We start from the raw sequence: 26219 nt of genomic DNA, 5'->3' as shown, positions 1-26219 counted from the left end.
TCCACTTGCCTCCCAACACTGTTCCGGTCACGTCTGTTGCCGGACCCTATATGTGGGTTGAACCAAAACGCAATTAGAAGTGATGAGGCTTAGATGATTTCAGTTGGTGAAAAACTGCCAAAGGCAAACCTGGTACAAATGGGACCTGATGGTCCTGAATCGATTTCAATTGCCGATAAGACAAATGGCCGCACAGTTGCGATGTTTGCTGTACCTGGCGCCTATACGCCAACCTGCAGCTCGGCGCATGTACCCAGCTTCATTCGTACTAAAGACCAGTTTACGGCCAAGGGCGTTGACGAAATCATCTGCATTTCTGTCAATGACCCGTTTGTCATGGCTGCATGGGGCGCCGAAACAGGCGCAACCGAGGCAGGCATAACCATGCTGGCCGACGCCGAATGCAACCTGACCGAAGCCATCGGGATGCGTTTTGATGCGCCCCCGGCAGGCTTGGTCGCCCGCTCACTGCGCTACGCCATGCTGGTTGAAGATGGTGTAGTCAAAATTTTGCAGATGGAACAAGGCCCTGGCGTTTGTGACCTCACCGCCGGAGAGGGTCTGCTAGACGCCATGGCTTAAACCAGGCTGTCCAGCTTACGAGCCAGTTTGGCATCCTGTGTGCTGACCCCACCCACATCATGTGTGGTCAGCACAACGGTTACCTTATTGTAGACATTGCTCCACTCGGGGTGATGATCCCATTTTTCAGCCCAGATCGCGGCGCGCGTCATCCAGCCGAACGCGTCAACAAAACTGCTGAACTTGTAGGTTTTGGCGATGGCATCCCGGCCCTCCATCAGCGTCCAGCCGGTTTGGAACAGCGGGTCCAGCAAAGGCCCGCGGGTTGCATCTGACAGTTTCTCAGTCATTGCTGTTCCTCCACTTGCAATTTTTTGAACGGGCCGTAATCCGTCAAGATTTCAATCTCTTCCTCGATCGCAGCGCGTTCGGCTTCAAGATATCTGGCCACCGCATCAGAAAACCCGGGATCACCTAACCAATGCAAGGAGTGTGTCTGCGTCGGCAGATATCCGCGCGCCAGCTTGTGTTCACCCTGGGCTCCGGCTTCGATTGTTGCCAATCCCATTGAGATCGCCAGATCCATCGCCTGATAATAGCACAGTTCGAAATGCAGGCATGGATGATGTTCCGTACAGCCCCAATAGCGACCATAGAGCGTGTCACGACCAATAAAATTCAGCGCCCCGGCCACATACTCGCCGTCACGACGGGCAAGTATCAGCGCCATGTCATCGGTCATTGTGTCTTGGGCAATATCAAAGAAGCTGCGTGACAGATAGGGCGACCCCCATTTACGCGCTCCGGTGTCCTGATAAAACTCCCAGAACGCATCCCAGTGCTCGGGCTTCAATTCGTTCCCGGTGAACGTTTCAATCTCGCCGCCAAACCCCTGCGCCTGTGCGCGTTCCTTGCGGATGTTCTTTCTTTTACGAGACGACAGGCTGGCAAGAAAGCTGTCGAAATTCTTGTAACCGTGATTAAGCCAGTGAAACTGCTGCGTCAGTCTTGGCATCAGGCCCATTTGTTCGCCTGCCTTGGCCTCAAACTCCGTACAAAACGTAACATGCAATGACGACAGCTGATTATTCGCCGCCAATTGCACAGCTCCCTGTATCAGCGCCGAGTGGCCAATGCCTTCATACTCCGGCCGCACAAGCAATCGCCGCCCTGTCACAGGTGTAAACGGTACCGCCATCTGGAGCTTTGGATAATAGCGCCCGCCGGCCTGCTCAAACGCATGGGCCCAGTTGTGATCAAAAATGTATTCACCCTGGCTATGCGACTTTGCATACATCGGGGCGCAAGCGATCAACTCTCCTTCCCGATAGGCCGTCAAGTACTGCGGCTGCCAGCCAGTCCCGCGCCCAACCGAACCGCTGTCTTCCAGTGCCGTGAGAAACCGATGGGTGGTAAAGGGATCATTTGGACGCCCTCCATCAACCACTTCGGGACAGGCGCAGGCATCCCAGTCCCCGGCCTCGATCTGCGACAGTGAACCCAGCAACTGTATTTCGATTTGCGCCTGATCCATGGTGCCCCCTTGTGTCTGCATACTTGGGTAGAGACGGTCCGCGATCAACCCGGCAGGTTTGAAAGGTAGCCTTCGAAGGTCACATTATCGGCAAATGCCCGTGCTGCCGCTTCTTCAGCCGCAGAGGTGATGGTCCAGCTAAGCACCGGAACACCGCTATCCCGCAGGGACTGCACACGGGGTCGGGTCAGGTCATAAGCCTCATGGCTGATAAAACAGGCCTGAGCGCCTTCAAAATCTGGTATGTCACGCAAATGATCGCAGATTGCTGGGGTTAGCTCCGGCCACTCAGTCGGATCATAGGCGCTGGTCGTAATGCCGCGCGGTAAATGTGGGGCCAGTCGTGCCAGTTCGGCAACCGAATGGGGATTAAACGACATTAAGGCCACCAAACCACCGTAGCTGCGCAAGGCATCCACAGCAGCCTGTTCCAATGCGCCGACATCGGGACCCATCAGCCCATCCTGGTCCTTAACCTCAATCAGCAGCGGTACTTGACCGTCGACCAACTCCAATACTTCAGCCAGATCCGGAATACCTTCATCAACGCCACCTCTCAGCGGAATTGCCCGAGCCTGACTGTGGCTCAAGGCTTTGACCGGACCACTGGCCCCGGTCAGCCGATCAAGAATATCGTCGTGAAATACCATTGCCTGACCATCCGAGGTCAGCTGCAGATCGATTTCGATGCCATAGCCCGCTGCAATTGCCGCATGGATGGCCGCCCGACTGTTTTCGGGACGGCCGTCCGCGACATCATGCAGAGCACGATGCGCAATAGGAATGTTCAAGAATGCAGCAGGCAGAGGTGGTCTCATTTGATTTGAAAGACTCCGTCAATCTCAACCGCAACGCCAAGTGGCAACGACGGTGCGCTGACAGCTGATCGCGCATGGCGACCAGCGTCACCCAGGGCGGCGACCAAAAAGTCAGAGGCCCCGTTCACGACCATTGGCTGCTGGGTGAACTCATCTGTGGAATTCACAAATGCGCCCAGTTTCACCACTTTGACCAGACGGTCCAGATCACCACCACAGGCCGCTTTCACCTGTGCGAGCAAAGCAATGGCACAGCGCTTGGCTGCAGCGACGCCAGCTTCAACATCCATATCCGCACCCAATGTACCGGTGATCAACCCAGACTCGTCAGCTGAAATTTGGCCAGAGACATAGACCATATCGCCTGCCACGACATAGGGCACATAGTTGGCCGCCGGTGCCGGAGCGTCAGGGAGCGTTACACCCAGTTCGTTCAATTTCGCTTCAAAACCCATGTCATCATTCCTCCAGGATGCGTTTGCGTGGCGACGCTAGCCGGGATGCCCAACAGCGAAAAGAGCAAAAATGCAAACAAGCCTTAGCTCTCGCGGAAGGCCTTGAGGAAATAGGCGGCAAGTGGCTTGACCAGATATGATAGCGGCGAGTGGTCAGCAGTGCGAATATAGCTTTCGACAGGCATACCGGGGAGCAAAACGATACCTTCCGGCAGCTTTTCGAGTTCTCCGTCATTTAGCGTGATTTCAGCACGATAATAAGACATGCGGCTGGCCTCATCCTCAAACGCATCTGCTGACAGCAACATAACGGTGCCAAACAGATCCGGCGTTTCACGTTGATCCAGCGTCGAGAACCGTAGCGTCACAGGCTGCCCAACATAGACCTCGTCGACATGAATAGGGTCTACCTGTGCCGCAACAACCAATGGCCGGTCCTGTGGCACCAGATACAACACAGGTTCCGCCGCGCGGATTACCGATCGTGGAGTGTGCACCTGTAATCCATAAACAATCCCCGAGACGGGCGCCCGGATATCCAACCGCTGCAATTGCTCCAACAGGGAACGCCTGGTTTCTGCCAGCTCCAATTCCTGGTATCGCAAATCGCGCAACTGCGTGATGGCTGCCTCGCGTCGGCCAGTGCCAAGTTTAAGCACCTCAATTTCAATTTCGGTGATCCGCCCTTCAGCCTGGGCCTCACTCGCAATCAGCTCCCCTAAAGAACCTTGTAAATCAGCGGACGTGCGACGCAGGTTCAGCACGGTGCTCGCCTGTGCCAATCCTCTGTCCAGCAGCGTCTGCTGGTTGGTCAACTCTTGCCCAATCAGCTCCAGCTGGAGCGTCATCGAATCCTGCTGCGCTTTCACTCCGGTAATTTGGTTGGTAATCTGTGCTCTGCGCTTTGCCAGTTGCTCTGTTTCTCGCGCAATCGATTCACGACGTGCATGGAATAGCCGCTTCTGGCCAGCTATCAGGTCCTCGATCTCGATCCGCCCACCTGATAGCTCAACAAGTTCAGCATCAAATTCAATTTCATCGGCGCCGTCGCGTTCTGCCTCTAGACGCCCTCGGCGGGCGACAAGTTCAAAAAGCTGGCCTTCGGTGATCACAAGTTGAGAGCGCAGTCGATTGGCGTCCAATCGGAGCAACATTGCCCCCTCAACCACACTATCGCCTTCCTCGATTAGGATTTCAGAGACGATCCCGCCATCCAGATGCTGTACCACTTGTCTGTTTTGATCCACTTCGATACGGCCGCTTGCAACCACCGCACCGGCAATCGATGACAGCACCGCCCAGGCACCGAAACCACCGATCAACACCATCAAACCCAGCCCCCCGATGATCAACGGACCACGGGCAGACCATGTATTTTCCTGCTTCATGATACTGATCCTGCGGTTGCAGACTTTTTGATATCCTGATGGTTCGCCACCATTTGGCGCAATACCTGTTCTTTCGGACCAAAGGCCGTCTGGTTACCCTGATCCACAACCAGCAGCAAATCACACTCCTGAATCGCCGCAGGACGGTGCGCCATAATCAACACAGAGTTGCCTTCTGATTTCAAAGATTTAATCGCCGCGTTCAGGGCCATCGACCCCTCATTATCCAGGTTCGAATTAGGCTCATCCAAAATCACAATTACCGGGTCATCATACAGCGCCCGCGCTAGGGCGATACGTTGCATCTGCCCACCGGACAACCGGCCACCACCTGCGCTGACCCGGGTGTCATAGCCGTCTGGTAGTTTCGTAATCATCTCATGCGCTGCTGCTTTCTTGGCGGCTGCAACCACCTTTTCCGCATCCGGGGCCTCCGCCAGCCGCGCAATATTCTGCGCTATTGTGCCTTCAAACAATTGAACCCGCTGTGGCAAGTACCCGATATGCTGCCCCAGTACGTCGGGTGCATATTGGTCCAATGCAGCGCCATCCAGCCGAACAGTTCCAGCTGCGGCCCGCCACACCCCGGTTAGCGCCCGGGCCAACGTTGATTTCCCGGACCCAGATGGACCAATCACGCCAAGTGCCTGCCCAGGAGCCAGTTGAAACGATACATTGCGTAACAGCGGTGTTTGGTCACCCGGAGGCACAATGGTCACGGCCTGCACCTCCAGCTTCGCTTTCGGCTTAGGCAAAGACAAACGATCCTTTTCTTCGGGAACCTTGGTCAGCAACTCGCTTAGATTTCCCCATCCCTTGATGGCACGCTGGACCAGCGCCCACTGTCCCAGACCCAGCTCAATAGGAGCCAGAGCTCGCCCCATCAGGATCGATCCCGCAATCATCGCTCCCGGCGACACCTCCCCCTGCAATGCAAGATAGGCCCCGAGGCCCAACATCGCGGACTGTAGGAACAATCGCAGCGTCTTGGTCATTGTGGTGAACCGACCGCCAATATCATTGGCCGAAACATTATCTACCAATGCCTCGTCACGCGCGACCTTCCAGCGCCCAAATGCAGCGCCACGCATCCCCATCGATTGGATCATTTCTGATTCAGTTCGAATTTCTTCGGACATCAGGTTTCCACGGTGAGAAGCAACCATAGCTTTGTGCAAAGGTGCCCGTGAAAAGAACTGGTTCATCAACGCAAGACAGACCAGAACTGCGCCACCAACCAAGGCCAGCATACCCAACCAGGGGTGAAACAACGCGATCCCCGCCAAAAAGACCGGGGTCCAAGGCAGATCAAATGCCGCCATCAACACAGGCGATGACATCAGACGCTGCACCGATTCTAGGTCGCTTAGTCCGGTTTGAGCCACTGGATCGGGGGCAACAGCAGAGCGTCGGATCATTGCGTTAAATACCCGCTTGTCCAGATTGGCCTGAAATCTCGCTCCAACACGCGCCATGATCCGGCCACGCGCATAGTCCAATATACCCATTATGCCATATAGGAAGACGACCAGAAGTGTCAGAGCCACCAGCGTCTGCTCTGATCGGCTGCCCAGGACCCTGTCATAGACCTGCATCATGTACATCGGCCCAGTTAGCATCAGCATATTCGCAAAGAAGCTAAAAACGCCGACCGACCAATAGAGACCGCGGCTGCGGCTGCGGGCCAAACGCAGTTCATCTAACCCACTTTGAAATATTTTAGTTGCCATAATGTGCCCAAAAATAGTCGCTTGTTGCGTCGGTTTAAACGCAACTCTTACGCTCAGAAGGTTAACTTGAAATTTGTTCCAAATCTGTCACAACCAGACAAACAATACGAGCTACTACTGGGAACCAGAATGAATACCTATAAATCACACTGATATTGCGCTCATGTTGCAAATGAACGGACACAAAGGCCAACGGTTTTGACGCTACGATCAATTTTTATTCTTGTTTCGCTATTGCTCGCAGGCTTGACAGCTGGCTGCTCAGGCCAAAGCCCTGAAGCCCGTGCTTCTGGTGAAGTTTTTGACCCATACGAGGGCGTCAACCGTGCCACACACGGCTTCAACCTTGATGTGGACCGGTTTCTCTTTCGCCCTGCCTCCAAAGGCTACGTAAGCGTCATCCCACCCGATATGGTCACCAGTTTCGGCCTGTTTGCTGAAAATCTGTCGATGCCCGGCCAGGCCGTGAATGCGCTTCTGCAAGGTAACTTGAAGGAATCTGGAATCGCAGTGTCTCGGTTCTTCATTAACTCGGTGTTTGGCATCTTAGGCATGGGTGACCCCGCCTCGGATTTCAATGTACCCAGGGTCAATACTGACTTTGGTGAAACCCTACATGTTTGGGGCTTTGGTGAGGGCGCTTATGTGGAGCTCCCTTTGTACGGTCCATCGACTTCGCGCGATGCCATCGGCGTAATCGCTGATTTTTTCACCAACCCAATCACTTTTGCCCGGCAAAACCCCGCCGATAACATCGGAGTTTACGCTGAAATCGTGCGCCGGATGGGCGATCGTGGCAATTATTCTGCTACAGTTGATTCGATTTTGTACGAGAGCGCCGACAGCTATGCTCAAGCACGGCTTATCTACATGCAAAACCGCCGCTTTGAATTGGGCGGTGATCAAGATGCCTATGATGGGGTCTTTGGGGATCCCTACTCTGACCCCTACGAGGATATCTATGCCGATTAATCTGTTTAGCCGTCGCTCCTTTTTGGCAACCACGGTTTCTGGGCTTGGCTTAGCTGCCCTGCCGTTCCCTGCCTTTGCAATCAGTGAAAATAGTGCCCGCAGCTTAGTCGACAACGTAGTGAGCGACATCAACAAGGTGATCGCCTCAGGCAAACCCGAATCGGCAATGGTTCGGGATTTTGAGAAAATATTCGTACGTTATGCTGACGTGCCCATCATGGCCCAATATGCGCTGGGCGTTGACGGTCGCAGCGCCTCGAAGGGTCAAATGCGGTCCTTCACCAAAGCGTTCCAGGGGTACATTGCACGTAAGTACGGCAAGCGGTTCCGTGAATTCATCGGCGGCGGTATCGAAGTAAAGTCGACCCGGAAGATCCGCGCTGGCTACGAGGTTAAGTCGATCGCAACGCTGCAGGGGCAGGCGCCGTTTGAAGTGACATTCCTGGTGTCAGACAAGTCCGGCAAAAATAAGTTTTTCAACATGTTCATCGAAGGGGTGAACTTACTGCTGACTGAACGCACCGAAATTGGCGCCATGCTGGATCGTCGCAAAGGTGATCTCGACTTGCTGATCAAAGATCTAAAAACGCTGAGCTAGCCTTAAATGTGTGGGCAATTGGGCGGCACTCATGTGTCTTGCGCAATCTGACAAAAGCCCCCGCGTTCATGTGAACCATCAGCGATGCTGATAGTTATGTGATCTTGGGCGCCGCGCCTGCGCGGCGCTACGCCCAACGGAAGCCACCTCCATCAGGAGGTCGGCGATGGGCGGGAGGTCCCGTCTGCAACACGCGTCAGTTGCCAAATATATCCTTCAGCAACCCATCCACCGCGCGTCCCAGCTCCCGACCCAGTTTAGGTCCATTGCCATTATTTCGGCGTTCCGGGTTGGGTTGTGGTGTCGGAACAACCAATGGAGCAGGAGCCTGCATTGGCAGTGCTACGGGTGCCAGCCCATCATGCACCCGGATCATTGTTTCGCGCCAGATTTCAGCAGGAAGACCGCCACCGGTAACGCCTGACAGAGGTGTATTGTCATCGTAACCCATCCAGACACCGGCAACATATTCAGCCGTGAAGCCGATGAACCATGCATCCCGGGCAGCCTGGGTTGTGCCTGTTTTGCCCGCGACCTGCCAACCTGGCAATTGTGCCCGGCGGCCGGTGCCCTCAGAAATCACTTTCTCCATCATCCAAGTCAGCTGGTGCGCAGCACTTGTCTGGATCACCCGCTCTCCCATGCCACCACTGGTGCCAATCATAGCTTCATCATCATCCATCAACCGCAACTCGACCAATCCATAGGGGGTGACTGACGACCCGCCATTCAGAATTCCCGCATAGGCGCCGGTCATTTCGATCAAAGTGCTTTCCGAAGCGCCAAGCGCAAGCGCCGGGCCATCAGCCAAATCACTGGACAGACCAAAATCGCCTGCCACCTGGCGCACTAAATCGCGCCCAACCGCCTCAGAGATTTTTACCGCAGGGATGTTCAATGAATCTCGCAGTGCCCGTGCGAGGGTCACTTCTCCATAGAATTTATGCGTATAGTTCTTGGGGCACCATTGCCCCGAACCTGCGATATTCAGGCAGTATTCAGCATCCAGCACCAGATCCAGCGGTGAGTAGCCTAATTCCAGCGCTGTCGCATAGACAAAAGGTTTGAACGCAGAGCCAGTTTGACGTTGCGCCTGCGTTGCACGGTTGAATACGCCGGATACACGGGATTGCCGCCCACCAACCATCGCCCGCACAGCGCCATCCGCGCTCATTACGACAATCGCCGCCTGTGCCTTTGACCCTTCGCGTACCTTATTCTCAAAAATATAGGTCAACGCCTCTTCAGCCGCAGTCTGCAGTCGTTGGTCAAGCGTGGTGCGAATGACCACGTCCTCGGTTGTCTGATCACCAAAGAAACTGGGGATCTTGTCCATGACCCAATCCGCAAAATATCCACCCGCCCTCGCAGCTGCGGCTTTGCTCAATTGGGCAGGGTTGTTCCGGGCATCCTGTGCCTGCGCGACGGTCAAATACCCCTGATCATGCATCAATCCAACGATCACCTGCGCCCGGTCCTGTGAGCGTTGCAGGTTATTGGTTGGCGCATATCGCGTTGGCGCTTTCAGCAGCCCGGCCAACATGGCAGCCTCTGCAGGGTCGACCTCAGCGGCGGATATTCCAAAATAACGCTGACTTGCGGCCTCAAACCCACGTGCTCCAGCCCCCAGAAAGGCCCGGTTCATATAGATCGTCAGAATCTCGTCCTTGGAGTATTTGCTCTCCATCGCCAGCGCATAAATCGCTTCTTTGACTTTGCGCCACAGAGAACCTTGTCGGCAATCTGCCTCATAAGCCTTTTCGCTTTCCCAGACATCCGTATCATAGGGCACCCCTAAACACAGCAGCTTGGCTGTTTGTTGGGTGATGGTGGAGCCCCCATTGCCTGACAATGGGCTACGCCCTGCCCGCATGTTAATACGTATGGCACTGGCTACGCCTCTTGGTGAGATCCCAAAGTGACCATAGAACCGCTTGTCCTCGGTGGCGATAATGGCGTTTTTCAGATGTGGTGACACAGTCTGTGTGGTGACCACGCCACCAAACTGATCTCCACGCCATGCATACACCTGACCATTCCGGTCCAGCATCGTTACCGAACCACGCGCACGACCATCCAGCAGAGCACTGACGTCTGGCAGCTGCAGGTAGTGATACCCGACAGCCAGAGCCGTCAAAGTGCACACCACCATCCCTATCCGCCAAGTAAAGCCCCAGAACAGGCCAAACACCCAACGAAACAGTCCAGCTATTGCATAGCGAATACGTCCAAAAAATCCCTTTGGTTTGCGCTTACGTGGGCTGGACTTTCGGGCGGCAACCTTGCGTGGAGTTGGTTTACGCTTTGTCGGTTTTGGTTTTGCCGTTTTGCCGCCACCAAACAGAAAGCTGAACCAACCCTTGCTCTTTGGCTTAGACTTGCGTGCACTTTTGCGAGCGGGTGCCTTTCGAGACCCCGCCGAGTAGCGCTTATCTGCCACCAGAGGCTTATGCCCTGATCGTTTTGCCATGCCAATGTCCTGCCCGGTTCGCCCGTTTTGCATAGCATAACCACTCCGGCAGGCTTTGTTGAGGGGAAGTTTTTCTGCGGGTGCGCCTTCTTTGATCGTCTAAAAAACAGGCAACGATTATTATTTGAGCAACTATTTTGAGCCGACACACCCGGCAAAGGCGAACTCTGCTCCAAAATCATTCCCAAGACTCACTGCAGCCGCTTGTTTGCAGGTGCAGAACAATTGGGCTGGTCGCCTGGGAAAAGGATGCTGACATGAAAATGATCATTGCCGCCATCAAGCCATTTAAGCTGGAAGAAGTCCGCGAAGCGCTGACTGACATCGGCATTGCAGGCCTGATGGTTACTGAAATCAAGGGGTTCGGCGCACAGGCGGGCCATACAGAAATCTACCGCGGTGCAGAATACGAAGTAAATTTTATACCCAAGATGAAACTAGAAATCGTGGTTGCTGCCGATCAGGCCGACCAGGTCGTCGAAACCATCACCAAAACCGCCCGCACCGGCAAAATCGGCGACGGCAAAATCTTTGTTCTGGATGTGGCTCAGGCGGTGCGGGTGCGCACTGGCGAGACCAATCTGGACGCACTGTGAATAACGGCACAAGAAGGAACATAAAATGAAAATCCTGAAACTCCCACTCGCCGTTGCAGCGTTGATCGCGCTTCCCGCGATTGGATTTGCGCAAGACGCAGATGTCACCCCACCGAACAGCGAAATCGGCTACATCCTCACAACCTTTATGTTCCTGTTCGCAGGCGTTCTGGTGTTCTGGATGGCGGCTGGCTTTACCATGCTCGAAGTTGGTCTGGTGCGCGGTAAAAACGTGACCATGCAGCTGACCAAAAACATGGGTCTGTTTTCGCTGGCTGGCATTGCCTATTATGCGGTTGGGTATAACCTGATGTATCCGGGTGATGGTTGGTCTATTAACGGCATCTTGGGTGCCTTCTCGATGACCTCACTGGAACCCGTTGGTCTGGCCGACACCGAAACTGACCTGACCTATGCGTCCGTTGGTTCTGATTACTTCTTTCAGCTGATGTTCTGTGCCGCAACCGCGTCGATCGTGTCCGGCACTATGGCCGAACGTATCAAGCTGTGGCCATTCCTGATCTTCGTGATCATCCTGACCGCCTTCATCTACCCGATCCAGGCCTCCTGGAAATGGGGCGGTGGATTTCTGCAGGAAATGGGTTTCCAAGATTTTGCTGGTTCAACTGTTGTGCACTCTGTTGGTGGCTGGGCTGCCTTAGTTGGTGCGCTGATCCTGGGCCCACGTATCGGTAAGTACAAAGGCGACCGTACCATTCCAATGCCGGGGTCCAACCTGCCACTGGCTACTCTGGGTACCTTCATCCTGTGGATGGGCTGGTTTGGATTTAATGGTGGTTCGCAACTTTACATGGACACTGCCGCCAATGTTGCTGACATCAGCCGCATCTTCGCAAACACCAACGCCGCTGCTGCTGGCGGTGCGGTGGCTGCAATGTTGCTGACACAGTTCTTGTACAAAAAGCCTGACCTGACCATGATCCTGAACGGTGCGCTGGCGGGCCTGGTTTCAATTACCGCCGAGCCTCTGGCACCTTCGCTGGGCCTGGCCACGCTGATTGGTGCTGCAGGCGGTGTAATCGTTGTTCTGGTTGTTCCGGTTCTCGACAAGTTCAAAATCGACGATGTTGTTGGTGCCATCCCGGTTCACCTTGGTGCTGGTATCTTCGGTACTCTGGTTGTCCCACTCAGTAACGCTGATGCATCGTTCTTTGTTCAGCTGAAGTCTATTGTGATTGTTGGCATCTTTGTGACGGTTGTTTCGACCATCGTTTGGTTGGCACTGAAAGCCACCGTCGGCATTCGGGTTTCGGAAGAAGACGAAATCAACGGATTGGACATGGCCGAGCTGGGCATGGAAGCCTACCCAGAGTTTTCCAAGCTCTAATTCTACCCCCACATTGATACAGTTGGCGCGGCCCTTATGGGGGCCGCGTTTTGCGTTTTGGGGCAAGTGTTGGAATGTGAGTATTTTCAGCAAAAAGAAGGTGTGGGAGTGCAGGCCAAGATAAAGCATCAGATTTGCACAAAAAAAGCGCGCCACCAAATGGGGCGCGCTCTTTTGTTTTACTTAGATGCGCTTCTTAGACGCCAGCGTCGATGATCGCTTTAGCCAGAATAGGCACGGTATCCGCATTCAGTCCGGCGATATTCATCCGGCTGTCACCTACCATGTAGATACCATCGTCCGAACGCATCTTCTCCACCAGATCAGGGGACGTTCCCAAGAGTGAGAACATACCGCGATGCTGGGCAAGAAAACCAAACCGATCGGAGCCGGACAAGCGCTGTAGCTCATCCGCCAGCTGCTGGCGCAGACCCAACATACCCAGACGGGTTTCTTCCAGCTCTGCAGCCCAATCAGCCCGCAGGGCATCGTCGTTCAGAATCATTGTCACCAGTCGTGCACCGTGATCCGGCGGGAACGAATAGTTCTGACGGTTCAGGAAGGCCAGTGTACCCTGATTCAGTTTTTGTGCTGCGGTATCGTTAGATACCATCATCAGAAGACCGGTACGTTCGCGGTAGATGCCAAAGTTCTTGGAGCAACTTGCTGCGATCAGGCATTCTGGTGTCCCGGCAGCTACCAGCCGAACACCCACTGCGTCTTCTTCCAGACCATCGCCAAAGCCCTGATAGGCAATGTCGATCATCGGAACCAAACCACGCTCGTTCATCAGTGCGATGATTTCTTTCCACTGCACTTCATTCAAGTTGGCACCAGTGGGGTTGTGACAGCAGCCATGCAGCAGAACCACATCACCTTTAACCGCAGTTTTCAAATCTTCGACCATACCGTCAAAGTTCACACCACGGGTTTCACGGTCGAAGTACCGGTAAGTAACGGTTTCCACCCCAACGTAGTTCAGAATTGAAATGTGGTTGGGCCATGTCGGATCAGACACAAAGACACGCGCCGACGGGTTGGCCATCTTGATCAGTTCAAACGCCTGACGCACCGCGCCAGTGCCGCCCGGAGTGGCCGCAGCAGCGATATTGCCGCGCTCTACCGCACCACCCAAAATCAACTTGATCATCGCATCGGAATAGGCCGGATCACCAACCAAGCCGACATAAGACTTACTGGTCTGTTCTTCCCACAGCTTATGCTCGGCGGCCTTGATGGCGCGCATCACCGGCGTTACGCCCTGAGCATTTTTGTAGACGCCAACACCAAGATCAATCTTGCTCTCGCGAGGGTCCTCACGGAACTTCTGCATCAGCGCCAGAATTTTGTCGGCGGGCTGCGTTTTTAGGGTTTCGAACATCAGTTCTCTCCGGTTGCAACGGGTAAAGTTGGAAAGGCACCCCATTCGGTCCAAGAGCCATCATACAGCGCATGATCGCTTTTGCCGATGCGTTCCAGTGCAAGGCTGAGGACCGCAGCGGTCACACCAGAACCACAGGTGGTGATCGCGGGCTTATTCAGATCAACCCCGGCAGCCTCGAAAATAGTGCGGAGGTTTTCCACGGGCTTCATTGTGCCATTTGCGTTCAGCAGCATTGTGAAGGGTACGTTTTTAGAACTCGGAATGTGACCAGCGCGCAGCCCTTGTCGAGGTTCGGGAACCTCACCCCGGAAGCGTTCGGCGGCCCGGGCATCGATAATTTCGTGGTCGCCCAACTTGGCAGCCGCCGAAACCTGGGTCACATCGCGCACCATATGATTTTGCACCCGAACCGTCATGTGGCGGTCACGGATGACTGGTGGCATGTCTTCGATCTCACGACCTTCGGCTTTCCACTTGGGTAATCCGCCGTCCAGCACCGCGATATTGGATTGCCCCATCAGCCGGAACATCCACCACACACGGGCCGCTGAAAAGAGCCCAAGGCCGTCATAAACAACAACCTGGTGACCATCGCCAACACCCATGGCGCGAAGCCGCGACATGAATTTTTCAACCGGTGGCACCATATGAGGCAGCTCTGACCGATGGTCCGAAATGTCATCAATGTCAAAGAACCGAGCCCCAGGAATGTGGCCCGCCTCATATTCCGCTCGCGCATCACGCTTCATCGCGGGCAAAACCCACGAGGCGTCCAGCAGCCGCAAATCCGGATCTTTCAGATGAGCCGCCAGCCAATCAGTGGAAACAAGTGTCTTTGGATCGTCCTGCATGAATTTCTCCCTAGGCGCGTTGTCCAAGGCCTACTATCGGCAGCAGGAAGTCGCAAGGAAAAGACAGGGGGAAACGGACCCTTGGTGTTTGGTTTTAACTGAAACTTCGGTGAAGTTATTCACTTCGCTCTTCAGCAAGGGGTTTCCTCATGTTGATACCAGTCACCTGAAACCCTGCAGCTTGGTACAGATGCTGCGCCCGGTCATTGTCTGCAGCCACACGCAGCCTAATGTCACGATGCCCTGCGCCCGCATATTCAGCCTCAAGCGCCGCGAGCGCCTGCTTGGCATAACCTTTTCCGCGAAAAGGAGGCAGAATACAAAAGTCACTGATGAAGACTGCTCCGCCGTTGCCCCCCGGCTTGCACCAAAAATACCCAACAACCGGGGCATCCTTGGCCCCGTCGATCGCGATACAAAACAGGTCCTGCCCCGGGCTGTCTACGCCCTGCCCCAGATCCGCTTCGACCTCCTGTTCAGCCCGAAAACGGGCTGCCTGAAGATCGACATCGTAGTTGGCTGAGATTTCGGCCGCATAGTCGGGGATGAAATAGGCAAGATAGTCCTGAAACTCGCCAGCCTGCATCTTGCGAAGACGTATCATTTCTATCCCCATGCAAACAAAAAAGGACGTCTTGCCTTTAGCTGTGATCTTTCATCAACCGTGATTTCTGCCGCGACCAGTCACGCTTGGCTTCCGATGCGCGTTTGTCGTGGTTCTGCTTACCTTTGGCGATGCCGATCTTTACCTTCACCAGCCCCTTGTGATTGAAGTACATCACCAGCGGCACCAGTGTCATGCCCTTGCGCTGGGTCGCATTCCACAGGTTAGACATCTGCTTGCGCGACACCAGCAATTTGCGGCGACGACGCTCTAGATGCTTAAACGTTTTGGCCCGTTCGTATGGCGCGATGTAAGAGTTCACCAACCACAACTCGCCATCCTCAACCGCAGCATAGCTTTCAGAGATGTTTGTTCCGCCGATTCGGGTGCTTTTGACCTCCGAGCCTTCCAGAATGATGCCACACTCCAGATCATCATCAATCGCGTAATCATACCGCGCGCGGCGGTTTTCAGCGATAACTTTGTAATTCGGATCTGATTTTTTCTGGGCCATAAAGGCAGATGTAAGCGGGCAAGCGCGCGGGTGCAAGGCAGCGCGAGACGGCCTTTACAACTTAGCCCCCTGAAATCCGTGGATCTTGCCGGGAACCAGGTGCGATCTTAGCACCGACCGGGCAGCAGGGACCAAGCAAAAGCACCACGGACAGCAGTGCAATGAGTAGAGCACTGTTGGCAACAGGCGCGTCAACTAAACCGACATAAAGCGGTGATACCAACCCAATCCCTATAATTTCGAAGGTTAGCTTCTGTATTCTTCGTTCTCGCGGAGCCCTCATGTGGGGCAAAACCCGCCTAGGCGTTTGTCGTACTAGCGAGGCGCAATCAAGTGCGTCATCCCCCAGGTCAAAAACGGCACATCGGCCTCCGGTATTTCGCTCCAGATCGACAATCCATCTGGGCGGGATTCATTGACGATTCTGATCAAAGGACCCGAGCGTCTTATTTTGACTGACGTTCTCGCAGTACGGTAAACAACCCGCTGCCAATAATCACTGCGCTGCCAAGCAGGGTCAGCGTGTCCGGTTGCTCACCAAACACCAGCACGCCAAGGACCATGGCAAAAATTAGCCTTACATAGCGAAACGGGGCTACCACCGAAATTTCACCGTGCCGCATAGCACCGGTGAGCGCGTTGTAAGCGATGACACCTATCACGGTTGCTGCAGCAAGTTGCCCCCAAAGCTGCAGGCTTGGCCAGCTGGCACCACCTGTCCAGCCCAGCGCGACCCCTCCAGCAACGACCAACATGGCAAATCCATAGATACCCAATTGGTGGTTAGACATCGATTGCGGCGCTGCTCGCGTTGCCAGATCACGGCCCGCAAACCCCAGCGTTCCAATCACGGCAAACATCGATGCAGGTTCAAAGCCATTGAGGCCAGGGCGTAAGATCATCAGCACACCGCAGAAACCCACCGCAATCGCCACCCAGCGTCGCCAACCAACTTTCTCGTTAAAGAACGCCACCGCGCCAGCAGCCACCACCAGCGGTGTTGCCTGCAAGATGGCCGAGGCGGAAGACAGGGGTGTCAGCGCAATGGCCAGCGTGAAGCCGAGACGCCCTATCACCTCTGAAACCGAACGCAACAACAGCGGGCGCGTGCAAATCGCCGGATGCAACAAGCGCTGCCCCTGCGCACGCGCCAGGATCATGAAAATCACCATCCCCCCCAGGCCAAACAGAATAAGGACCTGCCCCACCGGCAAACTTCGGGTGGCGGACTTGATGAACATGTCTTCCAGCGCAAAAGCCGCCATTGCCAGCACCATCAGCAAGCTGCCGCGAACTGTTTCCATATTGATTGCTTTCCGAAATTGCCCAATCTGCAATCGCAATTTGTAGGCATGGCCTATGTCATTCACAAGTGAAGCAACTGAGTTTATTGCGATTTTCCCTGCGACAAAACTGCGTGCCTGTAGTGGTGCATATTGAGATAGACAGCTCCCTCAGGCCCGCCACGATAGCCATGTTCTTGGTCAGCCCGAAACCGTATCCCCTCGCCCGTCTTCAACGGCACCCACTGCTCCTCTCGCAGGACTTCCATCTCCCCGGCCAGCACAAAGACCTCTTCGATCATTCCCGCTTCATGCGGCTGTGAGACATGGGTTTGCCCCGGAGTCAGACTGATCCGAAATGTCTCGCCGCCAAAACTCGGGTCATAGGGAAAGACGATCTCTATTGCGATGCTGCCTGGAAACTGTACCGTTTTGAATGTCCTGTCCCCTGCAGGTTTATCTCGGGTTGGCTCATCAATCAGAGCTGAAAGAGGCAGGTGAAACCCCTTGGCGATTTTCCAAAGCGTTGCAATGGTCGGACTCGATTCGCCACGCTCTATCTGGCCCAGCATCGCCTTACTCACCCCTGTCAGCTCCGCAACTTTGGTCAGGCTCAAGCCCGATTCAGCCCGGATGTTACGTAGGTTAAGGGTAATGGTGTCGTCGCTCATCTAATCCGCCCATAAAAAGACTTGTGCGTTATAGCGCACGGTGGCTATTGTGCGCTATAACGCACGCAACCCTACCCGACCAGCTAGCGCAGGAAAACCCACATGCTGAAAAGTTTGAAACTTTCCCATCTCGCCGCCGGGGCAATTGCCGTGTTGGTGGGCTATACCAGTTCGGTTGCCATCATTTTTCAAGCCATCGAGGCGGTTGGCGCAACACAGGCCCAAGCCAACAGTTGGCTTATTGCCCTTGGTCTGGGTATGGGATTGACAAGTCTGGGACTTTCCCTCTGGTTTCGCATGCCAATCCTCACCGCCTGGTCCACCCCCGGCGCTGCTCTCTTGGTAGTTGGACTAAAAGATGTACCAATTGAGCAAGCCATAGGCGCTTTTCTATTCTGTGGCGCCCTGCTCACTCTGACGGGCCTCACGGGCTGGTTCGAACGTCTGTCGCAACTGATCCCGGACAGGCTTGCCAACGCCTTGCTCGCTGGCATTTTGTTCCAGTTTGGACTGTCCGCCTTTACGGCCCTCAACGATGATACAACTCTTGTAGCACTGATGGGTGTTAGTTTCCTTATCGGCCGACTTTGGTTCCCCCGCTACAACATACCTGTTGTCCTGTTAGCAGGCTGCCTCTGGGCCGGGCTGTCCGGATCCTTTGGCGACCTGCAACAGTTGGACCTCAGCCTCAGCTTGCCCGTGCCAGTCATGCCAGAGTTTTCAGTTCCCGTTCTGATCGGCGTTGGTCTGCCGCTGTATTTCGTCACCATGTGCTCGCAAAACATGCCCGGCGTCGTCACCCTGCGCTCGGCGGGATACAAGCCACCTGTCTCAGCCAGCCTGACAGTGACCGGCATTGCCTCGATACTGCTGGCCCCGTTTGGCGGTTACGCCTTTAACCTTGCCGCCATCACCGCCGCCATCTGTGCTGGCCCCGAAGCCGATGACGACCCCAAAACCCGTTACCTTGCCAGCGCCACCGCTGGTGTCCTGTATTGCTGTGTCGGTCTGGGCGGCGCGACTGTGATCAGCCTATTCCTGATCGCGCCCAAAGCCCTGGTGGCCACCATTGCCGGCCTGGCCCTGCTCTCAACCATTGGCAACAGCCTGTCACATGCTCTGTCCAACAGCCAAAATCGCGAAGCCGCGCTGATTACCTTCATGGTCACCGTTTCCGGCATCAGTTTCTTTGGCATTGGCGCCGCCTTTTGGGCACTGGTGATAGGCTTGGTCGTCAACCAGTTCCTGACCAATCGAACCGAAACAAATGCGCCGGCATCGGCTCCTCAGGTCCGCTAGATCGGGTCAAAGGACACAAAACAACCAAAGACCGCCTCGACATATTGCGTTTGTTGCGCAAATCGTGTCCCTGAGGGCAAACATAGGGAAACAGCACAATGCCATTTTACCGATCCAGAACCTCCACCCACGGCCGCAACATGGCGGGTGCCCGCGGCCTTTGGCGCGCCACAGGCATGACTGACAGCGATTTCGGCAAACCGATCATCGCCATCGTCAATTCATTCACCCAGTTTGTACCTGGCCACGTCCACCTCAAAGACCTTGGCCAGATGGTCGCCCGTGAGGTCGAAGTCGCAGGCGGTGTCGCCAAGGAGTTCAACACCATCGCGGTCGATGACGGCATCGCCATGGGTCACGACGGCATGCTCTACTCACTACCATCGCGCGAAATCATCGCCGACTCGGTCGAATATATGGTCAACGCCCACTGTGCCGATGCCATGGTCTGTATCTCCAACTGTGACAAGATCACGCCCGGCATGATGATGGCCGCCATGCGCTTGAACATCCCGGTGATCTTTGTCTCTGGTGGTCCGATGGAGGCCGGCAAGATCGACATCGAAGACCTGGACATGACAAAGATCGATCTGGTCGACGCCATGGTTGCTGCCGCCAGCGAAACCCTGACGGACGCGCAGGTTCAGCACATCGAAGAAAACGCCTGCCCAACCTGCGGGTCGTGTTCTGGTATGTTCACTGCTAACTCGATGAACTGCCTGGCCGAGGCTCTGGGTCTGGCGCTGCCGGGCAATGGATCCACTCTGGCCACCCATGCTGACCGCAAGCACCTGTTCCTTGAGGCCGGCCGCAAAATCGTCGACATCACCAAGCGCCACTATGAAGGCGAAGAAAAAGGGCTGCTGCCGCGCGACATCGCAACATTCGACGCCTTTGAAAACGCCATGTCACTGGACATCGCAATGGGCGGGTCGACCAATACGGTGCTGCACTTACTGGCCATCGCCAGCGAGGGCGAAGTTGACTTTACCATGACCGATATGGACCGGCTCAGCCGTCAGGTACCATGTCTATGCAAAGTCGCGCCCAATATCGAAAACGTCCACATGGAAGACATCCACCGCGCCGGTGGCATCTTCTCGATCCTTGGCGAACTATCCCGCGCAGGCCTGCTGCATAACGATGTCTCGACCGTGCACTCCAGCACCATGGGTGAAGCGATTGCCAAGTGGGACATCAAAGTCGCCAACAACCCTGAAGCCGAAGAACTGTTCAAGGCAGCACCGGGCGGCGTACGCACCACGCAGGCGTTCTCGACTGAAAACCGTTACAAAGAGCTGGACACTGACCGCGAAGGCGGCGTTATCCGTTCCAAGGAACACGCTTTCAGCCAGGACGGTGGTCTTGCCGTGTTGTTCGGCAATATCGCACTGGACGGTTGCATTGTGAAAACCGCTGGCGTGGATGCCAGCATCTTGCAATTCACCGGCTCTGCTTATGTCTGTGAAAGCCAGGATCAGGCGGTCAGCGACATCCTAACCGGCAAGGTCAAAGAGGGCGACGTCGTGGTCATCCGCTATGAGGGCCCACGCGGCGGCCCTGGTATGCAGGAAATGCTCTATCCAACCAGCTACCTGAAATCCAAAGGCCTGGGTAAGGCTTGCGCCCTACTGACGGACGGTCGCTTTTCGGGTGGCACTTCGGGTCTCTCCATCGGTCACGTCTCGCCCGAGGCAGCCGAGGGCGGCACCATCGGTTTGGTGGAGCACGGCGACAAGATCGAGATCGACATTCCGAACCGGTCTATACATCTCGCTGTTTCCGACGAGGTGCTGGCCGCGCGTCGCACGGCTCAAGATGAAAAAGGCTGGCAACCTGCCGCTCCACGTAAGCGGAAAGTGTCCACCGCACTCAAGGCTTATGCCAAACTGACCACCAGTGCCGCCAAAGGTGCTGTACGCCAAGTTTAAGGCAAAACATCCTCTGCCCGCCATTCATTACGGCGGGCAGAGCTCTTTTGTGTAATAGGTGTTTTTGTTTTGAAGTCACAGCATGCTGACAGCCACCAACTGCTTTGGGGCATCGGCCTCAGGCTCTTCACAACATTTCTGATCACCGCGATGGCTGCCTGCATTCATGCGGTCAGTAGCTCGGCAGAACTCGGCCAGATCATCTTCTATCGCTCAGCCTTCGCACTCATTCCAATTTGCCTGTACATGTTGATCCGGCAAGAGTGGCCAACCGCCCTGCGCACCCAACGTCCCGGTTTGCACGTCACCCGCAGCCTGCTTGGCGCATTCTCTATGGGCCTCTCGTTCTTATCCTTGGCCTACTTACCGGTTGCCAATGCTCAATCGCTGTCATTCCTTGCCCCCGTGTTGTCCTTGCCTCTGGCAGCAATGTTATTGGGCGAGCACCTGCCCCGATCAGTCATCCTCGCTACGATCATAGGCTTTGTAGGCGTCATCATCCTACTCTGGGATGCCCTACAGAGCCCATCCACTGACGCCGTTGTGGGCGTGTTGGCCGGACTTGGCTTTGCACTGACCATGTCCTTTGTCCGGGTCCACACCAAAACGATGACGGCCACTGAAAGCTCATCCACTATAGCTTTCTACTTTGCCCTAGTCGCCTCACTGGTGGGATTGGCGACCTTGCCATTTGGTTGGTCAGTCCTGACCAGCGCGGATTGGGCACTGCTGATCCTGGCCGGGCTAATCGGTGGTATCGGCCACATTGCCTCAAACGAAGCTGTAGCCCGCGCTCCGGTTTCAACCCTGGCCCCTTACGATTTCACCGGACTGATCTGGGCACTCGGATTTGACATCCTGCTATTTACCGCATGGCCCAGCACAACCAGTCTGCTTGGTGCCGCAATAATCACCGGTGCAGCCTTGTTGGTGACTTTTGCCTCGATCCGGTCCAAGCCAAAAATTGAAAAAGCAATCACTCTAGGAGCTCTGAAATGACCCCATGGCGTCCACATGCTGGCATTCGGATAAAAGCAATCGGCCTTCACTGGCGAGCTGGAAAATTCTTGGCAGCTGAAGTTTATAATGATCTGGACCATCTCAAAGGAGTACGACCAATAGGCGGCACAATTGAGTTTGGCGAAACATGGCAAGAGGCTTTAAAGAGAGAGTTTCTTGAAGAGCTCGACGTAACCATCCAAATAACCGGCACTCCAATTGTTCTTGAGAATATATACCAACATGAAGGCCACCCAGGCCACGAGGTCATTTTTGCCGCCGAAATACAGCTTCCTGATAGTTTCGACCTGAACAGGGATGTCGTGACTTTTAAGGAAGACAACGGCGTCGAATGCATCGCTCGTTGGTTTGACCTCGAAGCCCTCGATATCGGTGGGCCCGAACTTTACCCTACAGGTCTAAAAAACCTCCTGCAAAACTCTTCGGACTTGGTTATCCCAGATAGCCAGTAACCCCGTCCCACAGCAGCTTCAGGGCGGTAACACAAAGAAGCATATAGCACAGTCGGTATAGCTGAACTTGATCCAGACGTTCGTGCAGCCGCCATCCCAGCCAGACGCCAAAGGGAATAACCGGCAGTGCCAGCCCCATGAGCACCCAAGTGTCGACAGAAGGTTGCGCCACCCACAGCCAGGGCACCACCTTGACCAGATTTCCGGCCGTAAAAAACAGGCTTGTTGTTCCGGCATAGATGGCCTTGGGCAGCCCTAATCCTAACAGGTACAAGGCCAACGGTGGCCCACCGGAGTGCGCAACCATAGTTGTGATGCCCGATCCGATACCTGCGGCGACGGCTTTAGGAGTCTCCGGGTCGTTGAACGCTTTGTTCCACCACGAAACCACATTGCAGCAAACGCCAATGTAATCAGAGCCATTGCAATGGAAACTGCACGCGCATCCAAATGGTCCAGAACGGCGGTGCCAATGGCGATCCCAACCAAAAGGCTGGGCAATAGCAGCTTTAGATCCACTTTTGACCAGGTTGCCGGACTCCAATATCGCAACGCAACCAGATCCATCACCACAAACAACGGCGCCAGCAAAGCACCGGCTTGAAACGGATCCATGACCAGCGCCAACAAAGGGATGCCAACGATTGCAAACCCTCCGCCAAAGCCGCCCTTCATAAAGGCAATGACAAAAACCCCCGACAGGGTCAGGAGGATGGTTCCTGCATCAAGCATTTTATGGAGAGCCTACTCTACGAGCTTCGGATAGCGGGGGTTATTCCCCCAGCTTGGCGTGCACCTCATCCAAATCGATCTCGCCAATCGGCATCTTGTTCGATGGGTCTTCGAAGTCGTATTTGAACAGCTCGAAATCGCGTTTGTAAATTTCGTAGATCAGATGCATCGACAAATCGTCAAAATAATCCTCAACCGGGTGTGCCCGTTTGGGGCCGTGGCCTTCGCTTTCGTTGAACCTTGGGATCGCACTCAGATCCACGGCTTGAGGTGTTTCGATGGCCCCCAGTACATCGGCTATGCCGTCGTTAAACGCCTCGGTCCATAAAATCTTGTCGTATTTTCCACCATTCCAGATGAAGGTCGACACATGGCCCGACATCGCAGACCAATGAATATCCGGATCCATCGGGCGGCGAAACCGAATGGTGTCCCGCACGAACAGCAGGAACCGGCGAAAGCTGCGGATCTGGTCAAACTCTTGTTTGCCGTCCTCACCACCAACTTCGATCCCATAGTCATAGATCAGTTTTGGCACCAGATTGCCGCGATAACGCCGCCCATTGCGCTGAATGCCGCAGATTTTGTCAAAGAAAGAGCTGAGAACCCGCGTGTATGGGTTGCGCACGCAGGTAAAGGAATATGAGCGGTGCCCCTGCACATTACGGGTGATCGGCCCCTGGCTGTCCTCCATCGCCCATTTGTGCAGCCCGGTTTTGGCATCATGAATATCGCCATCAAAGAATTCGCCATGATCGGAGTAATACATGATCTGACCGATGGTCGAGCAGGCGCATTTGGGCACCACACGGTACACAACGCTTTCACTTTCGGTCATCCAAGTGCCCGGAAATCCCATATACTCTTACCTCCACCCCGTGCTGCATTATCGCGGTTCCTGACGATTGCAGACATCTATATGCAAAAACCAGAACTAACTGGTTTATTCAATCAGACTTCACCCTTATCAAGGACTACAATGCAAAGAAATCAGGTGTACTGTCTCCATTATGGCAAAAATCGCATATATTCTGCTCTGCCATAAAGATCCCGAGGCAATCATACAGCAGGCTGAACAGCTGACTGCAGCAGGCGATTTCATGTCCATCCACTTTGACGCAAGCGCCAAGTCAGAGTCCTTTACGATGATCCGCGATGCATTGGAGGACAATCCCAATGTCACCTTTGCCCACAAGCGCATCAAATGTGGCTGGGGGGAATGGTCACTGGTGCAGGCAACCTTGTACGCCATCGAAGCTGCCATCGACGGTTTTCCCCGCGCCACCCATTTTTACATGCTTTCCGGCGATTGCATGGCGGTTAAAACCGCTGAATACGCACATCAGTTTCTCGATGACAACGAGACCGATTTCATCGAAAGCTTTGACTTCTTTGACAGTGACTGGATCAAAACAGGAATGAACGAAGAGCGGTTGATCTACCGCCACTACTTCAACGAACGCACCCATAAATCACTATTTTACTGGGCCATTGAGCTTCAAAAACGACTTGGAATCAAACGGCGCATCCCAGGCGATGTCCAGGTTCAGATTGGCAGCCAATGGTGGTGTCTGCGCCGCCGCACCGTTGAGGGGATACTCGACTTCCTTCGCAACCGTAAGGATGTGTTGCGGTTTTTCCGCACCACCTGGATTCCTGATGAAACCTTTTTTCAGACGCTTGTGCGCCACTTGGTGCCCGAAAACGAGATCGACACCCGAACTCTAACCTTTTTGATGTTCACGGATTACGGAATGCCGGTGACATTTCATAATGATCACTATGACTTACTGCTAAGTCAGAATTTTTTGTTCGCCCGTAAAATCAGCCCAGACGCCAAGACGCTGAAATCTCGTTTGGGCAAACTCTATGCGTCTCGCGGGATCAACTTTCAGATCTCTAATGAAGGCCGTAGCCTATATAAATTCCTCACGACCCAAGGCCGAGCCGGCCGCCGGTTCGGGATGCGGTTCTGGGAGACCGAAAGCACGTTAGGGCGCGAGCGTGAACTGATGATCGTAGTCTGCAAAAAGTGGCACGTGGCCAAGCGACTGATGGATCAAACACGCCAAGAGACTGAAATTCCGGCCATCGATTACGTTTTCGACGAGGATAACACTCCCTTACCTGACCTTGGCGGCATTCAATCCTCACTGGCAAAACGTGCGCGTCACCGCCGTGCGCTGATGCGAATGCTGTTTGAGTATTTTGAAAGTGATCGAATGGTCGTCTGCATGGACCCTTCTAACCTGGACTTGATGCACGATTTCTTTTCCGACCGGTCGATGACGCGGCTGCTGCAAATCGAGTGCGATTTTACTGATGACTATCTGATTGGCCACGCGCGCCGGATAGGTTTAGCTGGGGATCGGACGTCCCAGCTCACATTGGAACGGTTACTGCCAACCATTCGTAACGACATCAATCACGAAGCAGATCGCATTCGCGATGCTGGTTTCAGTCGGCATTTTCGAATTCGCCAGTCAGACAACGCCGAGACAAACGCCGCCAAACTGGTGGAATTCCTCAGCCTTCCATATGAAGTGGCTTTGAAACTTGCCCAGACTCGCCAGTTGTTTGACGACTGAGATAAACCATTTGGTTCACTGCCGGACAGTGACTTCTATCCAACAACACTTCTCTGCAATTTCAATTGGCGACCTAGTTTGACAACTCGCTAATCAGTCCCATCACCGCAAGCACCTTCATCGTGTCCGACACCCTGAGTATCTCGTTGTCAACTTTGATGTACTTCTCACCACCAGAAAGTGGCTTGAGTTTCCATTTGGATAGATCAGAAATGGAATCGAACTGCACATCTCCTGGCAGCTTTGCGCCACGGGTATAACGTTTGATCTGCCCCGGAGGCACGGCTTTGGCGGCATTTCCATTCCCCGCCCCAATCGAAATATTCGTGCCCGGCTTGCCACGGCCATTATTGGCATTTTTCGCCTCAGCCAGTTCTGCGGCACCAAACGCAAATACGCTTACAGCCGTAACCAGACTAGTCATCATCAAACGTTTCATCGTCAAACTCCCGATAATCT

General features: G+C 54.6%; 27 protein-coding genes. 10 read left to right on the top strand and 17 right to left on the bottom strand.

The features are described 5' to 3' along the window. Positions 1-93: 93 nt before the first annotated feature. The gene (locus FEE96_RS01240) at positions 94-582 is read left to right on the top strand and encodes a peroxiredoxin (protein WP_138161176.1); all 489 of its coding nucleotides are present in this window, start codon (positions 94-96) and stop codon (positions 580-582) included. On the opposite strand, the gene FEE96_RS01235 is transcribed toward FEE96_RS01240, so the two are convergent. The 6 genes from FEE96_RS01235 to FEE96_RS01210 all read right to left on the bottom strand — a co-directional run bounded on the left by FEE96_RS01235 (position 579) and on the right by FEE96_RS01210 (position 6447). Beyond that, a complete protein-coding gene (locus FEE96_RS01235; RefSeq protein WP_138161175.1) occupies positions 579-872 on the bottom strand; it encodes a 4a-hydroxytetrahydrobiopterin dehydratase in 294 nt (97 codons plus the stop codon). The genes FEE96_RS01240 and FEE96_RS01235 overlap by 4 nt on opposite strands. Beyond that, on the bottom strand, positions 869-2056 hold the full coding sequence (locus FEE96_RS01230) for a GNAT family N-acetyltransferase (protein WP_138161174.1): 1188 nt from the start codon (positions 2054-2056) through the stop codon (positions 869-871). Before FEE96_RS01230 ends, FEE96_RS01235 begins: the two co-directional genes overlap by 4 nt. Positions 2057-2100: 44 nt before the next feature. Beyond that, entirely contained in the window at positions 2101-2874 is a 774-nt protein-coding gene (locus FEE96_RS01225) for a glycerophosphodiester phosphodiesterase family protein (protein WP_138161173.1), read from the bottom strand. Continuing rightward, positions 2871-3329, bottom strand: a complete 459-nt coding sequence (locus FEE96_RS01220; protein ID WP_138161172.1) for a RidA family protein — start codon at positions 3327-3329, stop codon at positions 2871-2873. Before FEE96_RS01220 ends, FEE96_RS01225 begins: the two co-directional genes overlap by 4 nt. Before the next feature lie 83 nt (positions 3330-3412). Further along, positions 3413-4717, bottom strand: a complete 1305-nt coding sequence (locus FEE96_RS01215) for an HlyD family type I secretion periplasmic adaptor subunit (protein ID WP_171021576.1) — start codon at positions 4715-4717, stop codon at positions 3413-3415. Next, positions 4714-6447 (bottom strand): type I secretion system permease/ATPase, encoded by a 1734-nt coding sequence (locus tag FEE96_RS01210; RefSeq protein WP_138161170.1) that lies wholly within the window; start codon positions 6445-6447, stop codon positions 4714-4716. Before FEE96_RS01210 ends, FEE96_RS01215 begins: the two co-directional genes overlap by 4 nt. A gap of 198 nt (positions 6448-6645) precedes the next feature. Between FEE96_RS01210 and FEE96_RS01205 the strand changes: the two genes are divergently transcribed. Both FEE96_RS01205 and FEE96_RS01200 read left to right on the top strand, forming a co-directional pair. Then, complete coding sequence (locus FEE96_RS01205) at positions 6646-7419, top strand: MlaA family lipoprotein (RefSeq protein WP_138161169.1); 774 nt, start codon at positions 6646-6648, stop codon at positions 7417-7419. Then, positions 7409-8017, top strand: coding sequence for an MlaC/ttg2D family ABC transporter substrate-binding protein (locus tag FEE96_RS01200; protein WP_138161168.1), 609 nt, complete (start codon positions 7409-7411; stop codon positions 8015-8017). Before FEE96_RS01205 ends, FEE96_RS01200 begins: the two co-directional genes overlap by 11 nt. Before the next feature lie 196 nt (positions 8018-8213). Here FEE96_RS01200 and FEE96_RS01195 read toward each other — a convergent pair whose 3' ends face one another. Further along, positions 8214-10487, bottom strand: coding sequence for a transglycosylase domain-containing protein (locus FEE96_RS01195; protein ID WP_138161167.1), 2274 nt, complete (start codon positions 10485-10487; stop codon positions 8214-8216). A gap of 257 nt (positions 10488-10744) precedes the next feature. Between FEE96_RS01195 and FEE96_RS01190 the strand changes: the two genes are divergently transcribed. Both FEE96_RS01190 and FEE96_RS01185 read left to right on the top strand, forming a co-directional pair. Beyond that, positions 10745-11083 carry a P-II family nitrogen regulator gene (locus FEE96_RS01190; RefSeq protein WP_138161166.1) on the top strand — a complete coding sequence of 113 codons (339 nt, stop codon included), beginning with the start codon at positions 10745-10747 and terminating at the stop codon, positions 11081-11083. 25 nt (positions 11084-11108) lie between these two features. Then, positions 11109-12431 carry an ammonium transporter family protein gene (locus FEE96_RS01185; protein ID WP_138161165.1) on the top strand — a complete coding sequence of 441 codons (1323 nt, stop codon included), beginning with the start codon at positions 11109-11111 and terminating at the stop codon, positions 12429-12431. Positions 12432-12627: 196 nt separating this feature from the next. Here FEE96_RS01185 and FEE96_RS01180 read toward each other — a convergent pair whose 3' ends face one another. From FEE96_RS01180 to FEE96_RS01155, 6 genes are all read right to left on the bottom strand, one after another. Next, a complete protein-coding gene (locus FEE96_RS01180; RefSeq protein ID WP_138161164.1) occupies positions 12628-13812 on the bottom strand; it encodes an amino acid aminotransferase in 1185 nt (394 codons plus the stop codon). Beyond that, on the bottom strand, positions 13812-14666 hold the full coding sequence (sseA, locus tag FEE96_RS01175; protein WP_138161163.1) for a 3-mercaptopyruvate sulfurtransferase: 855 nt from the start codon (positions 14664-14666) through the stop codon (positions 13812-13814). The genes FEE96_RS01180 and sseA overlap by 1 nt, the downstream gene beginning before the upstream one ends. A gap of 115 nt (positions 14667-14781) precedes the next feature. After that, positions 14782-15270: a GNAT family N-acetyltransferase gene (locus FEE96_RS01170; RefSeq protein ID WP_138161162.1), complete on the bottom strand. Its 489-nt coding sequence runs from the start codon at positions 15268-15270 to the stop codon at positions 14782-14784. 37 nt (positions 15271-15307) lie between these two features. Continuing rightward, positions 15308-15784: an SsrA-binding protein SmpB gene (gene smpB, locus FEE96_RS01165; RefSeq protein ID WP_138161161.1), complete on the bottom strand. Its 477-nt coding sequence runs from the start codon at positions 15782-15784 to the stop codon at positions 15308-15310. A gap of 446 nt (positions 15785-16230) precedes the next feature. After that, on the bottom strand, positions 16231-17088 hold the full coding sequence (locus FEE96_RS01160) for a DMT family transporter (RefSeq protein ID WP_138161160.1): 858 nt from the start codon (positions 17086-17088) through the stop codon (positions 16231-16233). A gap of 83 nt (positions 17089-17171) precedes the next feature. Continuing rightward, the gene (locus FEE96_RS01155; protein ID WP_138161159.1) at positions 17172-17738 is read right to left on the bottom strand and encodes a helix-turn-helix domain-containing protein; all 567 of its coding nucleotides are present in this window, start codon (positions 17736-17738) and stop codon (positions 17172-17174) included. A gap of 102 nt (positions 17739-17840) precedes the next feature. On the opposite strand from FEE96_RS01155, the gene FEE96_RS01150 reads away from it, so the two are divergent. The 4 genes from FEE96_RS01150 to FEE96_RS01135 all read left to right on the top strand — a co-directional run bounded on the left by FEE96_RS01150 (position 17841) and on the right by FEE96_RS01135 (position 22440). After that, a complete protein-coding gene (locus FEE96_RS01150) occupies positions 17841-19037 on the top strand; it encodes a benzoate/H(+) symporter BenE family transporter (protein ID WP_138161158.1) in 1197 nt (398 codons plus the stop codon). 98 nt (positions 19038-19135) lie between these two features. Continuing rightward, entirely contained in the window at positions 19136-20968 is a 1833-nt protein-coding gene (gene ilvD, locus FEE96_RS01145; protein ID WP_138161157.1) for a dihydroxy-acid dehydratase, read from the top strand. Between the two features lie 69 nt (positions 20969-21037). Then, on the top strand, positions 21038-21967 hold the full coding sequence (locus tag FEE96_RS01140; RefSeq protein ID WP_246079238.1) for a DMT family transporter: 930 nt from the start codon (positions 21038-21040) through the stop codon (positions 21965-21967). Further along, positions 21964-22440 (top strand): NUDIX hydrolase, encoded by a 477-nt coding sequence (locus FEE96_RS01135; protein ID WP_138161156.1) that lies wholly within the window; start codon positions 21964-21966, stop codon positions 22438-22440. The genes FEE96_RS01140 and FEE96_RS01135 overlap by 4 nt, the downstream gene beginning before the upstream one ends. Here FEE96_RS01135 and FEE96_RS23945 read toward each other — a convergent pair. The 3 genes from FEE96_RS23945 to FEE96_RS01125 are packed head-to-tail and all read right to left on the bottom strand — an operon-like array spanning position 22421 to position 24031. Continuing rightward, positions 22421-22720: a TSUP family transporter gene (locus FEE96_RS23945; RefSeq protein ID WP_212744728.1), complete on the bottom strand. Its 300-nt coding sequence runs from the start codon at positions 22718-22720 to the stop codon at positions 22421-22423. The two genes, FEE96_RS01135 and FEE96_RS23945, sit on opposite strands and share 20 nt — an antisense overlap. Continuing rightward, positions 22702-23172, bottom strand: coding sequence for a TSUP family transporter (locus tag FEE96_RS23940; protein ID WP_212744721.1), 471 nt, complete (start codon positions 23170-23172; stop codon positions 22702-22704). Before FEE96_RS23940 ends, FEE96_RS23945 begins: the two co-directional genes overlap by 19 nt. Before the next feature lie 40 nt (positions 23173-23212). Further along, entirely contained in the window at positions 23213-24031 is an 819-nt protein-coding gene (locus tag FEE96_RS01125; protein ID WP_138161155.1) for a sulfotransferase family protein, read from the bottom strand. Between the two features lie 151 nt (positions 24032-24182). Here FEE96_RS01125 and FEE96_RS01120 point away from each other — a divergent pair, with 151 nt between their 5' ends. Next, positions 24183-25760, top strand: coding sequence for a DUF5928 domain-containing protein (locus tag FEE96_RS01120; protein WP_138161154.1), 1578 nt, complete (start codon positions 24183-24185; stop codon positions 25758-25760). 73 nt (positions 25761-25833) lie between these two features. On the opposite strand, the gene FEE96_RS01115 is transcribed toward FEE96_RS01120, so the two are convergent. Continuing rightward, on the bottom strand, positions 25834-26199 hold the full coding sequence (locus FEE96_RS01115) for a hypothetical protein (RefSeq protein WP_138161153.1): 366 nt from the start codon (positions 26197-26199) through the stop codon (positions 25834-25836). Positions 26200-26219: the final 20 nt, after the last annotated feature.

The organism is Parasedimentitalea maritima (assembly GCF_005771405.1).
Lineage (GTDB): Bacteria > Pseudomonadota > Alphaproteobacteria > Rhodobacterales > Rhodobacteraceae > Parasedimentitalea > Parasedimentitalea maritima.
This window is presented reverse-complemented; position numbering and strand designations above follow the sequence as displayed.